This window comes from Microbacterium sp. MM2322, from assembly GCF_964186585.1.
Taxonomy (GTDB): domain Bacteria; phylum Actinomycetota; class Actinomycetes; order Actinomycetales; family Microbacteriaceae; genus Microbacterium.
This window is the reverse complement of sequence record NZ_OZ075067.1, coordinates 1,215,167-1,229,333: the sequence shown is the minus strand read 5'-3', so window position 1 is coordinate 1,229,333 and position 14,167 is coordinate 1,215,167. Positions and strand designations below refer to the sequence as shown.

General features: G+C 68.2%; 13 protein-coding genes. 8 read left to right on the top strand and 5 right to left on the bottom strand.

Going from position 1 to position 14,167, the window contains the following annotated elements; genetic code table 11:
* Positions 1–24 precede the first annotated feature (24 nt).
* The 7 genes from ABQ271_RS05950 to ABQ271_RS05920 all read left to right on the top strand — a co-directional run bounded on the left by ABQ271_RS05950 (position 25) and on the right by ABQ271_RS05920 (position 8,854).
* Positions 25–1,332, top strand: a complete 1,308-nt coding sequence (locus ABQ271_RS05950) for an alpha/beta hydrolase-fold protein (RefSeq protein WP_349310571.1) — start codon at positions 25–27, stop codon at positions 1,330–1,332.
* Complete coding sequence (locus tag ABQ271_RS05945) at positions 1,329–3,887, top strand: DUF2156 domain-containing protein (protein WP_349310570.1); 2,559 nt, start codon at positions 1,329–1,331, stop codon at positions 3,885–3,887. Before ABQ271_RS05950 ends, ABQ271_RS05945 begins: the two co-directional genes overlap by 4 nt.
* 72 nt (positions 3,888–3,959) lie before the next feature.
* A complete protein-coding gene (locus tag ABQ271_RS05940) occupies positions 3,960–4,997 on the top strand; it encodes an iron-siderophore ABC transporter substrate-binding protein (protein WP_349310569.1) in 1,038 nt (345 codons plus the stop codon).
* A 19-nt stretch (positions 4,998–5,016) separates the two neighbouring features.
* Positions 5,017–6,066, top strand: coding sequence for an iron ABC transporter permease (locus ABQ271_RS05935; protein ID WP_349310568.1), 1,050 nt, complete (start codon positions 5,017–5,019; stop codon positions 6,064–6,066).
* A complete protein-coding gene (locus tag ABQ271_RS05930; RefSeq protein WP_349310567.1) occupies positions 6,063–7,112 on the top strand; it encodes an iron chelate uptake ABC transporter family permease subunit in 1,050 nt (349 codons plus the stop codon). Before ABQ271_RS05935 ends, ABQ271_RS05930 begins: the two co-directional genes overlap by 4 nt.
* Entirely contained in the window at positions 7,109–7,933 is an 825-nt protein-coding gene (locus ABQ271_RS05925; protein WP_349310566.1) for an ABC transporter ATP-binding protein, read from the top strand. Before ABQ271_RS05930 ends, ABQ271_RS05925 begins: the two co-directional genes overlap by 4 nt.
* Positions 7,934–7,948: 15 nt before the next feature.
* Entirely contained in the window at positions 7,949–8,854 is a 906-nt protein-coding gene (locus ABQ271_RS05920) for a siderophore-interacting protein (protein WP_349310565.1), read from the top strand.
* 41 nt (positions 8,855–8,895) lie between these two features.
* On the opposite strand, the gene ABQ271_RS05915 is transcribed toward ABQ271_RS05920, so the two are convergent.
* From ABQ271_RS05915 to sufB, 5 genes are read right to left on the bottom strand one after another with little or no spacing between them, the layout of a single operon-like run.
* Complete coding sequence (locus ABQ271_RS05915; protein WP_036308596.1) at positions 8,896–9,225, bottom strand: metal-sulfur cluster assembly factor; 330 nt, start codon at positions 9,223–9,225, stop codon at positions 8,896–8,898.
* A 9-nt stretch (positions 9,226–9,234) separates the two neighbouring features.
* Entirely contained in the window at positions 9,235–10,005 is a 771-nt protein-coding gene (gene sufC, locus ABQ271_RS05910) for a Fe-S cluster assembly ATPase SufC (RefSeq protein WP_349310564.1), read from the bottom strand.
* A 14-nt stretch (positions 10,006–10,019) separates the two neighbouring features.
* On the bottom strand, positions 10,020–10,349 hold the full coding sequence (locus ABQ271_RS05905) for a non-heme iron oxygenase ferredoxin subunit (RefSeq protein ID WP_349310563.1): 330 nt from the start codon (positions 10,347–10,349) through the stop codon (positions 10,020–10,022).
* The gene (gene sufD / locus ABQ271_RS05900) at positions 10,346–11,545 is read right to left on the bottom strand and encodes a Fe-S cluster assembly protein SufD (RefSeq protein ID WP_349310562.1); all 1,200 of its coding nucleotides are present in this window, start codon (positions 11,543–11,545) and stop codon (positions 10,346–10,348) included. Before sufD ends, ABQ271_RS05905 begins: the two co-directional genes overlap by 4 nt.
* Positions 11,545–12,963 carry a Fe-S cluster assembly protein SufB gene (gene sufB, locus ABQ271_RS05895; protein ID WP_036308589.1) on the bottom strand — a complete coding sequence of 473 codons (1,419 nt, stop codon included), beginning with the start codon at positions 12,961–12,963 and terminating at the stop codon, positions 11,545–11,547. The genes sufD and sufB overlap by 1 nt, the downstream gene beginning before the upstream one ends.
* Positions 12,964–13,185: 222 nt before the next feature.
* Between sufB and ABQ271_RS05890 the strand changes: the two genes are divergently transcribed.
* Positions 13,186–14,112, top strand: a complete 927-nt coding sequence (locus ABQ271_RS05890) for a COX15/CtaA family protein (RefSeq protein ID WP_349310561.1) — start codon at positions 13,186–13,188, stop codon at positions 14,110–14,112.
* Positions 14,113–14,167 lie beyond the last annotated feature (55 nt).

Here is a 14,167-nt window from a genome sequence, read left to right as displayed (position 1 = left end):
CGAGACTGGGTTCGAAGGAGCACCATGAACGTTCTGCTGGGAGTCGGTATCACCGACGGACCCGTTGTCATCGTCACCGACCTCCTCGCAGCGACAGCACTCCTCCTGCTCCTCGCCCTCCGGCCGTCGCGCCGCTGGCGAGGCCGGACCTGGGCGATCGTGGCCGCGACCTCGACCCTCGTCGGCGGCATGCTCGGATTCGCGTCGACGTGGCTCCTCTCCGACCGGCTCGACCTGTTCGACGCCGACCTGACCCCCGTCGTCCGGGGATGGATCGTCGCGGGCTTCGCCGGCGTCGGCCTCGCTCTCGCCTCGCTCATCCGCGCCACGTGGCGACGCGTCATCGGCAGCATCCTGGCCATCGTGCTCTTCGTCGGAACGGCTGCGATGGGGGTGAACATCGACTTCGGCGAGTACCCGACCCTCGGAAGCGCTCTCGGCATCAGCTCCGTGGAAGAAGGACTCCCGACGATCGCTCGCGCGGGAAGTGACGCGCCGACGATCGCCTCGTGGCGACCACCGGCGGACATTCCGGCCCACGGCGCCCTGGGCTCCGTCGTCATCCCGGGAACGGTGTCGGGGTTCCAGGCCCGACCCGCCGTGGTCTACCTACCGCCCGCCGCACTCGTGCGGAACCCGCCCCGTCTTCCTGTCCTCATCATGATGTCGGGGCAGCCCGGCCGCCCGGAGAACCCCCTCATCGTCGACCGGCTCGGCGAACACCTCGACGCCTACGCCGCGGCACACCGGGGGCTTGCACCCATCGTCGTGTCACCCGATCAGCTGGGCTCTCCCGAGACGAATCCGATGTGCATCGACTCCGCCCGCGCGGGCAACTCCGCGACCTACCTCACCGTCGACGTCCCGCAGTGGATTCGGACGCATCTCAACGCGACTCTCGCACCCGGTTCGTGGGGTGTCGGTGGGCTCTCCCAGGGTGGAACGTGTGCGAGTCAGTTGGGAGCGCAGCATCCCGAGTTGTTCAATGCCATCCTCGACGCGTCCGGACAGCTGCACCCGTCGCTGGGATCCGACGAAAAGACCATCGCGGAGGGCTTCGGCGGCGACGCCGCGGCGTTCGCCGCCGCCGCACCCTCCGCCATCATGGCCGCCCACGCACCGTATGAGAACACGATCGCCGTCTTCGGCGTGGGAGCACTGGACGTCCGATTCATGCCCGGCATCCGCACACTCGTGTCCGACGCTCGCGCAGCAGGGATGACGACGCACTACATCGAAGTGCCGAACACGGCGCACGACTCCCACGCGTGGGCACAGATTTTCGCCCGCGGGCTGGTCCTCATCGCCGATCATTGGGGGCTCGACCGATGACCTCGCCAGGAACGACGGCGCCACCGCGCGGGGAGCGCCTTCGCGCCGCGTGGGATGCCGCGGCGCGGCTCGCGCGGTCGGTGCCCACGACCTGGGGGATCGCCGCCGTCGTCGCCCTCGCGAGCGTCTACCGCTTCACACGACCGGACGGGGAGTTCCGTCGCACGCTCGATGCGATCGCGTCCACCGGGTTCGACACGGTTCTCCTCAATCACGACTGGCTCTCGGTGTTCACGGCGGTGTTCTTCGTCCCGAAGCCCGGCGGTCTGGCGCTCACCCTCCTGGCAGTCGTCGCCGGGCTCGGGTGGAGCGAACGACGCATGGGGCATCTCCGGATGCTGGCGGTGTTCGCCGCGGTCACCGTGCTCGGGATCGCCCTCGGACTGTCGGCGCAGGCGCTCGGCCTGGCCTCCAACCTGTACGGCGCGCAAGCGACCCGCGGGCACCATGTCTTCGATCCGACCATCGCCGTCGCCGGCACCATCATGGCGGCGACCGCGTTCGCGCGTCCCCTTCTGCGAAGGCGGGTGCGGATCATCGGGTTCGCCATCCTGGCGATGCTCGTCCTGTACGCCGGAGCCCCCGCCGACCAGTACCGGCTGGGTGCGGGGATCGCCGGCATCCTCGCCGGACTCCTCCTCGCGCACCGACGACCGGAGATCACACGCCCTCGGGCGAGTCGACGAGAAGCACGGACGCTCCTGTCGGCGATCGTGGCGGTGACGGCCCTCGGCCCCGTCGTGTCGATCCTCGCCCCGCACAGCATCGGCGTCCTCAATCCCCTGGGGTCGTTGTTCCGCGATCCGCTCCACGACCCCGCGTTCGTCGCAGCACGATGCGAGACGGGCGACTTCACACGTCAGTGCCTGGATGCCGTCGCCTTGATCCGACTGGATGGACCGGGTGCAGTGCTCGTCACCGTCCTTCCCCTGATCGCGTTACTCCTCGCCGCGCGCGGGATCTACCGCGGTCGTCGCGTCGGTCTGTACCTCGCCATCTCGCTGAACCTCCTGTTCGCGGCGCTCGCGGCGGTCTATTACGGATTCCTCCCTCTCGTCGCCACCGCCGAGTACACGCGTTTCCAGTCGGCCGCCGCGGAGGAGTTCGGCGCATTCGATGTCGTTGCAGCACTTGTCCCGGCAGGCATCGCGGCCATCCTGATCCTCGCCCGCCCCCTCTTCCCAGCCGGGCACGGTGGACGTGTGGCGGGTCGATTCCTCGGTCTGGGGGCGATCGCCTTCCTCGGGACGGCTGCGGGATACCTCGCCATCGCCTGGGCCGCCCGCGAGCAGTTCGCCCCGACGGCCTCGCTCGCCGCGCTCGTACTGGATCTGCCCGAGCACTACATCCCGGTCGGTTTCCTCGCGTTCGAACCGGTGGACATGGTGGCGACCGGTCCCGTCGCGGTGGCGGCCTCGCAGTGGGTCGGGCCCCTGTTCTGGATCCTGCTGATCGTCATCGCGCACCGGGGCATGCAGAACCGTTCTCCCATCGACACCGCCCGGGGTCCGGATCGCACGAGGATCGAAAAGCTCCTCCGCGCGGGCTCCGCCAGCACACTCTCGTGGATGGCCACGTGGGACGGGAACGACTACTGGTTCGCTCCCACCGGCGGCGCCGTGGCGTATCGGGTGATCAACGATGTCGCCATCACCACCGGCGACCCGATCGCCCCGGCGGGCGACGGGGTAGCCGTCGCGGAAACGTTCGCCCGGCACTGCGCCCATCACGGGTGGACGGTCGCCTTCTACTCCGTCACCGATGAGCTCCGCGGTGCGCTCGCCGACCGCGGATACGGTTCCATCGCCGTCGCGGAAGAGACCGTCATCCGCCCCACCGGCTGGTCGCTGCAGGGCGGCAAGATGAAGGACATCCGCACGGCGATCAACCGCGCCGAGAAGGAAGGACTCACGGCATCGTGGGTCGCGTTCCGCGACCTGCCGGCCCGCCACGCCGCTCAGGTGCGCGAGATCTCCGAACTCTGGGTCGCCGAGCGCGATCTTCCGGAGATGGGCTTCACGCTCGGCGGCCTCGACGAACTCCTCGACAGCGATGTCAAGCTGATGATCGCCGTCGACGGCGAGGACCGCGTCCACGCCGTGACGAGCTGGCTCCCGACGTTCCACGAGGGTCGGATTCGAGGCTGGACGCTCGATTTCATGCGCCGCGCGCCCGACAGCATGAACGGCGTCATGGAGTTCTTGATCGCGCGGACGATCCTGCATGCGGGCGAGGAGGCGCTGGACTTCGTCAGTCTCTCGGGGGCACCCCTCGCCGTCGACCGCGGCCCCGACGGTCAGTCGGCATCCGTTCGCGCGATCCTCGCCGTCCTCAGCCGCTCACTCGAGCCGGTGTACGGGTTCCGCTCGCTCCTTCGGTTCAAGACGAAGTTCCGGCCCGAGTTCCGCCAACTGCACCTGGTCTACGCCGACCCCCTGGCGCTGCCGGCGATCGGACTGGCGCTGGCGCGTGCGTACCTACCCACCCTGACTGCTCGCCAGGCGGTGCGGGCGTTCGGTCGCCGAACAACGCCCCACGCGGGCGCTCAGAAGTGATCGCCGGTTTCCGCACGTCTTCCGATCGATGTAAGGTTAGGCGACCCTAATCATCTTCATCAGGAGACATCCGTGCCTCGCATCCGCACCGCGCTCGCCCTCGCCGCAGCATCCGTTCTCGTCCTGACCGGCTGCGCGACCAACGCCGCTCCCGCAGCGGGCGGAGGGTCATCGGACCCCGCGGCATCCAGCGCGTTCCCCGTCACCATCAAGAACGCGTTCGGTGACACCACGATCAAGAGCAAGCCCGAGCGCGTGGCAACGGTCGCGTGGGGCAACCAGGAAGCTGCCCTGGCCCTCGGCGTCGTGCCGGTGGGCATGCCCAAGGTCACCTGGGGCGACGATGACGGCGACGGAGTCCTTCCCTGGGTGGAGGACAAGCTCACGGAGCTCGGCGCCAAGACCCCCACGCTGTTCGACGAGGCCCAGGGCATCGATTTCGAGGGCGTCGCCGACTCGCGGCCCGACGTCATCCTCGCCGCCTACTCGGGGCTGAACCGCGAGGACTACGACAAGCTCAGCAAGATCGCTCCCGTCGTCGCCTACCCCGAGGTGGCGTGGGGCACCACATGGCAGGACATGACGATCACCAACGGCACCGCACTCGGTCTGAAGACGCAAGCCGAAGATCTCGTCTCCACGCTGACGAAGACGCTCGACGACGAGGTCGCGAAGTACCCCGAGATCGCCGGCAAGAAGGCGATGTTCAGCTCCTTCGATCCCACGAACCTCAGCCAGATCGGGTTCTACACGCTCGAGGACCCCCGCGCGAAGTTCCTGAAGGATCTCGGAACCGTGCCCCCGAAGACCGTGGAAGAGCAGTCGAAGACCTCGAAGGAGTTCTGGATCGTCAACAGCACGGAGGACATCGAGCGCTTCAGCGACCTCCAGGTTCTCGTGACGTACGGGGATGACTCGACGCTGGCCGCCATGCAGGCGGACCCGCTCCTGTCCCGCATCCCCGCGGTGAAGAACGGCGCCGTCGTGGTCCTGCCGTCGGTGAACGACCCGCTCGCGGCGGCAGCGAACCCGAGCCCGCTCTCGATCACCGACCCCCACACGGCGACATTCATCACGATGCTCGCGGAGGCGGCGAAGAAGGCTTCCTGAGCCTGTCCGATCCATCGACGTGTCCATCACCCTCGCTCCCACCGCCGCCGCGGTCCCGTCCCTGCGACGGCGACCGCGGCGGCGGCGGCGCGTGATCTGGCTGGTCGCGCTCATCGCCTTCGTGGCGGTGGCGGCAGTCCTGTCCGTGACTCTCGGCGCGCGGTCGGTGGGCCCGGCCGACATCTGGGCGGGACTCGCCGGTGACGTCGACACAGCGTCAGCCGCCGCCGTAGCCAAGCGCGTTCCCCGAACGATCCTGGCGCTCATCATCGGGGCCGCGCTGGCGGTCGCGGGGACAGTCATGCAGGGAGTGACGCGGAACCCGCTCGCGGATCCGCAGATCCTCGGCATCAACGGCGGCGCTTCCCTCGCCGTGGTCATCGGGCTCGCGTTCTTCGGCGTCACGGATGCCTCCGGCTACATCTGGCTCGCGATGCTCGGCGCGGCGGTCGCGGCGCTGTTCGTCTACACGGTCGGGTCCCTCGGCAGAGGCGGCGCCAGTCCCCTCAAGCTGGCGCTCGCAGGCGCCGCGACGGCGGTCGCCTTCACGTCGCTCATCAGCGCGATCCTGCTCCCCCGTATCGACGTCATGAGCGTGTTCCGCTTCTGGCAGATCGGCGGCGTCGGCGGTGCGTCGACCGACAAGATCCTTCTCGTGATCCCGTTCCTCGTCGTCGGGGCGGCCATCTGCTTCGCCTCGGCCGGCGGGCTCAACTCCCTGGCTCTCGGCGACGACCTGGCGGCGGGGCTCGGCGAACGCGTGCAGACGGCGCGACTTCTCGCGGCTCTCGGTGCTGTCATCCTCTGCGGCGCGGCGACAGCGGTTGCCGGCCCCATCGGGTTCGTCGGCCTCATCGTGCCGCACGTCTGCCGACTGCTCGTCGGTCCCGATCACCGGTGGCTCCTGCCCATCTCGGCGCTCGTCGGCGGCGGCCTCCTCACCATCGCCGACGTCATCGGTCGTGTGATCGCCCCGCCGCAGGAAGTCGAGGTCGGTGTCGTCACTGCACTCGTCGGCGCCCCCTTCTTCATCGCCATCGTCCGCCGCCAGAAGATGCGTGCGCTGTGACCGCGGCATCCGTTCAGCAGTCGACGCTCGACCTCGTCAGCCTCGGCCGTTCACGTCGCGCACGGCGGCGCATCTTCGTCACGAGCGCACTGGCAGTCGCAGTCGCGCTCACCTACGCGATCTCGCTGATGGTGGGGCAGACCTTCTACTCCCCCGCCGAGGTCTGGGGCGTCCTCACCGGCCAGCTCGTCCCGGGAGCCTCGTTCACCGTGGGCGAGCTCCGGCTTCCCCGTTCGACCGTCGGTCTTCTCGCGGGCGCATGCTTCGGCATCGGCGGAGCGATCTTCCAGACCATGCTCCGCAATCCGCTCGCGAGTCCCGACATCATCGGGATCAACGCGGGTGCGAGCGCTGCAGCGGTCGTCGGGATCGTCTTCCTCTCGCTCGGCCAGACGCCCGTCGCCATCATCGCCACGGTCGGCGCGCTCGTCACCGCGCTCTCGATCTATCTCCTCGCGTTCAAGGACGGCGGTGCGGGAGCACGGTTCATCCTCATCGGGATCGGCGTCGCCGCGATCTTCAACAGCGTCGTGGCGTACGTCCTGTCGCGGGCGGCCGAGTGGGACCTTCAGGCGGCCATGCGCTGGATCACCGGCAATCTGAACGGGGCGTCCTGGAACGAAGCCGTCCCCCTCGCCGTCGCCGTGCTGATCGGTGTCCCCGTCGTCCTGTGGCTCACGCGGGACCTCGAGCTGATGCGGCTGGGCGATGACACGGCAGCAGCCCTCGGGGTGCCGGTGGAGCGTCGACGGATCATGCTGATCATCGCCGCAGTCATCCTGCTGGCGTTCGCGACCGCTGCCGCGGGACCCATCTCGTTCGTCGCCTTCCTGGCCGGTCCCATCGCGGCGCGGATGCTGGGACCCGTCGGGTCGCCCGTCCTCGTCGCCGGCTTGTTCGGCGCCTTCCTCGTCCTGGTCGCCGACTTCGTCGGACAGTACCTCCTCGGGCTGCGGTTGCCCGTCGGCGTCGTCACCGGCGTGCTCGGCGCGCCGTACCTCATCATCCTTCTCATCCGCAGCAGTCGCTCGGGAGGCACCCTATGACCGCGCACCGCACCCTCACCGCGGAGGGCATCTCCCTCGCGTACGGCGATCGGACGATCGTCGACACCCTGAACCTCACCGTCCCCGCAGGCAAGGTCACCGCCATCGTGGGCGCGAACGCGTGCGGCAAATCGACGCTGCTCAAGGCGATGGCGCGCCTCCTCTCCCCCACGTCGGGACAGGTCCTCCTCGACGGCAAGAACATCCACCGGATGCCGACGAAGCAGGTCGCGCGCGATCTCGGGCTGCTGCCGCAGTCGCCCATCGCCCCTGAGGGCATCGCCGTCTCCGACCTCGTCAGCCGCGGCCGGACACCGCACCATGGCCCGCTCGCACGATGGACCGCAGCCGACGATGCCGCCGTCGCGGAGGCGCTCGAAGCGACCGACATCGTCGCCATCGCGGACCGACCGGTCGACGAGCTCTCAGGCGGGCAGCGCCAGCGCGTCTGGATCGCGATGGCACTGGCGCAGCAAACGGACGTCCTGCTCCTCGACGAGCCGACGACCTTCCTCGACGTCAGCCACCAGATCGACGTCCTCGACCTGCTGACCGACCTGAATCAGACGCGCGGCACCACGATCGTGATGGTGCTCCACGACCTCAATCTGGCCGCCCGCTATGCCGACCACCTGGTCGCGATGTGCGCGGGTCGAATCTTCGCCTCGGGCGAGCCCGAGCACGTCCTCACGGCCGAGACGGTCCAGGAGGTGTTCGGCCTCGACAGCCGTGTCATCCCCGATCCCCTCACTGGTCGACCGTTGGTCCTTCCCATCGGCCGCCACCACGTCCCCGCGCCGCTCGACGGCGCCGCCCGCTGATCCCCGGAGTGACCGATGACCCAGAGCACCATGGCCTTCTTCCGCGCATCCGTGGCGTCCGTCGCCGACGTGACCCCGAGCTTTCGCCGCTTCACCTTCAAGGACACGGCGCTCTCGATCTACGGTGACCCGGGATTCGACCAGCGGGTCAAAGTCCTCTTCCCCACCCCGACGGCACCTATCGACTCGATGCCCACCGGCGAGGACTGGTACGACCAGTGGCGGGCACTCCCCGACGACGCGCGCCCTGTGATGCGGACCTACACGACTCGCGCGGTACGCAACGCCGACAACGAGGTCGACATCGACATGGTCGCACACGACGTGATGGGGCCCGCCTCCGCCTGGATCGCCGATGCGAAGGCCGGTGACGAGGTCCTGATCCTCGCCCCCACGACAGCCCACACCGGCATCAACTACGGCATCGACTTCGTGCCCCCGGCGAAGACCGACAACATCCTCCTGGCGGGAGACGAGACGGCAGCTCCCGCGATCGCCCGGATCCTCGAGCAGTTGCCCGCCGACGCTCGAGGTGTCGTGGTCCTCGAGGTCCCCCACCCCGACGACATCGCCTACCTCCCCGCACATCCCGGCTTCGAGCTCATCACGGCCGCACGGGAGGGCGAAGGCCGCCGCCACGATCACCTCATCGCCGCCGTCACGGAGGTCGCCTCCCGCCTCGCGCCCCAAGGGATCGGAGCGGAAGTCGAGGAGATCGACGTGGACCACGACATCCTGTGGGAGGTCCCCCGCACGGCCAAGGGCGGTGCCGCTCTGAAGAGCGCTCCGTTGTACGCGTGGCTCGCCGGCGAGGCATCCGCCATCAAGGCCCTCCGACGCCACCTGGTGAGCGAGGTCGGCGTCGATCGCCGTGCCGTCGCGTTCATGGGGTACTGGCGGTTGGGCCGCTCGGAGAACTGAAAAAGCGGTGCGACATCGTCGCACCGCTTTTCGCAGTCAGGTCAGATCGAGAACCCGAGGGCCCGCATCATGTCGCGGCCGTCATCGGTGATCTTCTCGGGTCCCCACGGCGGCATCCAGACCCAGTTGATCCGGAAACGGTCCACCACGCCGTCCAAGGCCTGGCCCGTCTGTTCCTCGAGAACATCCGTCAGCGGGCAGCCCGCGGAGGTCAAGGTCATGTGGATGACGAGCGCGTCGTTCTCGTCGTCCCATCCCAGGTCGTAGATCAGGCCGAGGTCGACGATGTTGACTCCGAGTTCGGGGTCCATCACGTCCTTCAAGGCCTCGGTGACCTCGTCGTACTTCTCGGGTGCGAGCGTGTCGGTCATGCGAAGATCCTAGGCCTGCTCGCCGCCGACCGGCGTGAGGAAACGGTCGTAACCCTCGTCTTCCAGTCGTGCCGCGAGTTCGGGGCCGCCCTCTTCCGCGACGCGGCCGTTCACGAGGACGTGAACGAAGTCGGGCTGGATGTAGCGGAGGATGCGGGTGTAGTGCGTGATGAGCAGGACGCCCATGTCGCTCTGCTCCTTCGCGCGGTTGACACCCTCGGAGACGATCTTCAGAGCGTCGACGTCGAGACCCGAGTCGGTCTCGTCGAGGATGGCGATCTTGGGCTGAAGGAGCTCGAGCTGGAGGATCTCGTGGCGCTTCTTCTCGCCGCCGGAGAAGCCCTCGTTGACGTTGCGGGCCGCGAACTTCGGGTCCATGCGCAGGTTCTGCATGGCGCCCTTGACGTCCTTGGTCCACGAGCGGATCGAGGGCGCGACGCCGTCGATCGCCGTCTTGGCGGTACGGAGGAAGTTCGTGACCGTCACACCGGGGATCTCGACCGGGTACTGCATGGCCAGGAACAGGCCGGCACGGGCGCGTTCATCGACCGACATCGCGAGGACATCGACGCCGTCGAGCGTGATCGTGCCGCTCGTGACGGTGTACTTAGGGTGACCGGCGATCGTGTACGCGAGCGTCGACTTGCCCGAGCCGTTGGGGCCCATGATGGCGTGGGTCTCGCCGGTGCGGACGGTGATCGTCACACCGTTGAGGATCGGGGTCTCGCCGTTTTCCGTCTCGACCGTCACGTGGAGGTCGCGGATCTCGAGGACAGGCATGTCAGCTTCTTTCTTCAGTTCACGGCTTTGGTCACGGTGGGATCGATGAGGACATCGTCCCCCTCGATCGTGACCTCGTAGACGGGCACCGGCTCGTAGGCCGGGAGGTTCAGGGGTCGGCCGGTGCGCAGCGAGAACGCGGACCCGTGGGCCCAGCACTCCAACGACTCTCCTTCGACGAAACCGTCGGCGAGTGAGATGTCACCGTGGGTGCAGGTGTCGCCGATCGCGTGCACCTCGCCCTGGGCGTCGAGCACGACCGCCATGGGCACACCGTTCACCTCGACGCGAACCGCCTCGTCCTGGGTCAGTTCGCTGAGGCTGAGGACCTTCTGCGCGCTCATGCAGGGACACCGGCCGTGAGCTCAGCCTCGATCGCGGCGATGAACTCCTCTTCGAGCGAGGGGATGCCGATCTTCTGGACGATCTCAGCGAGGAAGCCGAGGACGACGAGGCGTCGTGCCTGCTCCTCGTCGATTCCGCGCGCCTGAAGGTAGAAGAGCTGCTCGTCGTCGAACCGTCCGGTGGCACTCGCGTGACCGGCGCCGACGATGTCGCCGGTCTCGATCTCGAGGTTCGGGATCGAATCGGCGCGTGCACCATCCGTGAGGACCAGGTTGCGGTTCGCCTCGTAGGAGTCGGTGCCGACGGCATCCGGTCCGATCAGCACGTCGCCGATCCAGACCGTCCGTGCCGACGCGCCCTGCAGCGCACTCTTGTAGAGGACGTCGCCGTTCGTGTGGTCGCCCTTGTGGTGCAGGTAGACCTGGCTCTCGAGGTGCTGGCCCGCATCCGCGAACGAAAGCCCGTAGAGGCGGCCCCGCGCGCCGGAACCGGCGAGTTCGACCGAGGGGTTGACCCGCACGAGGCCGCCGCCGAGGCTGACGACGATGTGCGTGAGGGTCGCGTCGCGGTCGACGCGCGCCTGGTGCGCCGCGAGGTGCACGGCGTCGTCGTCCCACCGCTGGACGGAGACGACGGTCAGCGACGCACCGTCCCGCACGATGATCTCGACGTTCTGGGCCTGCGCGGCGGAGCCCTCGTGACGAAGGACGACGGTCCCCCGGGAGTTCGCCTGCGCCTCGATGACGACGTGCGCGTGCGCGACACCACCGCGACCGGTCAACGTCACCAGGACGGGCTCGTCGAGCTCCGTGTCGGCGGGGATGCGGATGAGTGGCGCCTCGGGCTCCTGGGCCCACGCGATCGCGCTCACGACGTCCTCGGGGCGGAAGACCTCACCGCGAGGACCCTCGTCCTTCTGCAGGCGACGGTGCTCAACGGCATCCGGACCGGCCACCTCGACGCCGATCACGTCGTGCGGAGCCGGCTCGTTCACGAGCAGGGACGCGACGCGGTCGAGGGGGGTGTGCTTCCAGTTGACCTCGCGGCCCGTGGGGGCACCGAAGTCGTCCGGGTCGAACGACCACGGACGCGCGGAACGCGTCTGCACCGGAACGGCTGCCTTACCGGTCAACATCGCCGCAGGGTCGATGTGGCCCTTCGCATCGGATGCGGGGGCCTGAGTCGCTGTCGTCATCAGCCGACGGATCCTTCCATGCCCATCTCGATGAGCTTGTTCAGCTCCAGGGCGTACTCCATGGGCAGTTCGCGGGCGATCGGCTCGATGAAGCCGCGCACGATCATCGCCATCGCCTCGTCCTCGGGCATGCCGCGGCTCATGAGATAGAACAACTGCTCTTCGCTGACCTTCGAGACGGTCGCCTCGTGGCCGAGCTGCACGTCGTCCACACGGATGTCGATGGCGGGGTACGTGTCGGAGCGCGAGATCGTGTCGACCAGGAGCGCATCGCACCGCACCGTGTTGGCGGAGTGGTGCGCATTCGCGTCCACGCGGACCTCGCCGCGGTAACCCGCTCGGCCGCCGCCGCGGGCGATCGACTTGGAGACGATCGACGACTGCGTGTACGGAGCCATGTGGATCATCTTCGCGCCGGCGTCCTGGTGCTGGCCGGGGCCTGCGAAAGCGACCGACAGGGTCTCGCCCTTCGCGTGCTCGCCCATCAGGTAGATCGACGGGTACTTCATCGTCACCTTGGAGCCGATGTTGCCGTCGACCCACTCCATCGTCGCGCCCTCGTGGGCGACCGCGCGCTTGGTGACGAGGTTGTAGACGTTGTTCGACCAGTTCTGGATCGTCGTGTACCGAACGCGGGCGTTCTTCTTCACGATGATCTCGACCACGGCGGAGTGCAGCGAGTCGCTCTTGTAGATCGGCGCGGTGCAGCCCTCGATGTAGTGGACGTAGCTGTCCTCGTCCGCGATGATCAGCGTCCGCTCGAACTGGCCCATGTTCTCGGTGTTGATGCGGAAGTAGGCCTGGAGCGGGATCTCGACGTGGACGCCCTTCGGGACGTAGACGAACGATCCACCCGACCAGACGGCCGTGTTCAGCGCGGCGAACTTGTTGTCGCCGGCCGGGATGACGGTGCCGAAGTACTCCTCGAAGAACTCGGGGTGCTCGCGGAGAGCCGTGTCGGTGTCCATGAAGATGACGCCCTGCTGCTCCAGGTCCTCGCGGATCTGGTGGTAGACGACCTCGGACTCGTACTGCGCGGCGACACCGGCGACGAGGCGCTGACGCTCCGCCTCGGGGATGCCCAGCTTCTCGTACGTGTTACGGATCTCCTCGGGGAGGTCCTCCCACGTCTGCGCCTGCTTCTCGGTCGAGCGCACGAAGTACTTGATGTTGTCGAAGTCGATACCGGAGAGGTCAGCGCCCCACGTCGGCATGGGCTTGCGACCGAAGAGCTGATAGCCCTTGAGTCGGGTCTTCAGCATCCACTCGGGTTCGCTCTTCAGCGCAGAGATCCCGCGGACGACGTCCTCGTTGATACCGCGCTGGGCGATGGCACCGGCGGCATCCGCGTCGTGCCAGCCGAACTCGTACACCCCCAGGCCTTCGAGTTCGGGACGGTCGATGAGCACATCCGACATGAATTTCCTCCTCACGGGCGGCAACGGTGTCAACCGTTCCGGCATTCCGTCCCGCAAGAGGAGTGCTCGAGGGGGGATGCCGCTGCTGGCCGCTCTGACGACGCGATACCGCGCCTAGAATCGTTGTGCGGGCTGCGATGGGGATCGCGCTCGCCGACTGCTTCATTCTACAGGCACGGCCATCCCCCGCGGCGTGCCGGCCCCTCGCCCGGAGGCGACCCCATGCTCATCACCGCGTCGACACCGACCGCCCCGTCTGCGACCCGGACGCCGCGGCTGCTGCCTCTGTTCGCCTGGCTCTCGTTCATCGCCGAGACGCTGATCATCGCCACAGGCGGTGCAGTGCGCTTGACGGGCTCGGGGCTCGGCTGCCCGACCTGGCCCACGTGCACGCCGGAGTCGCTCGTCGCGACGCCCGAGATGGGCATCCACGGGGTCATCGAGTTCGGCAACCGCACGCTGACGGGCCTCGTCGGCATCTTGGCGCTCATCGTCGTCATCCTCGTCTGGCGGATGCGGCACACCCGCCGCGATCTCTTCGTCCTGGCACTCATCGTGCTCGGCGGCGTCGTCGCGCAGGCCGTCGTCGGTGGCATCACCGTCCTGACGGGCCTCAACCCGTTCATCGTCGGCTTCCACTACGTCGTATCCCTCGTCCTGGTGTGCGTCTGCGCCGCCTTCCTGGTGCGCATGAAGGAAACGGCCGCACGCCGGGTCCGAGTCGTCCCCACCTGGTACGCGGGCATGGCGCATCTGACCACCGCGGTCCTCGCTGTGACCATCGCCTTCGGCGTCCTGACCACCGGCGCGGGCCCCCACTCGGGTGACGCAGCCGCGGGTCGCAACGGATTCAACGCGGAGCTCCTCGAGCACATCCACGCGTGGCCGGGCTACACCCTCCTCGCGCTGACGCTGGTCCTCGTCGCGGTCGCCTGGGCGCGCACACTGCGCCCTCGCACCTGGGCGACGGTGCTCCTCGCGGCTGAAGCCGTGCAGATCGCAGTGGGCCTGTATCAGGCGCGCAACGGCCTCCCCGAGATCGCCGTCGGCGTCCATATGGTGCTCGCCGCCCTGACCGCGGCCACCATGACGGTCGTCATCCTCCGAATGAAGGCTCCGGTACCCGACGCGGCCGTCGCGTCTCACTGAGATCTCATAGGGTCCGCATCACTCCTGCCCGGGTGCGTCGGGAACAGTGGCCCGG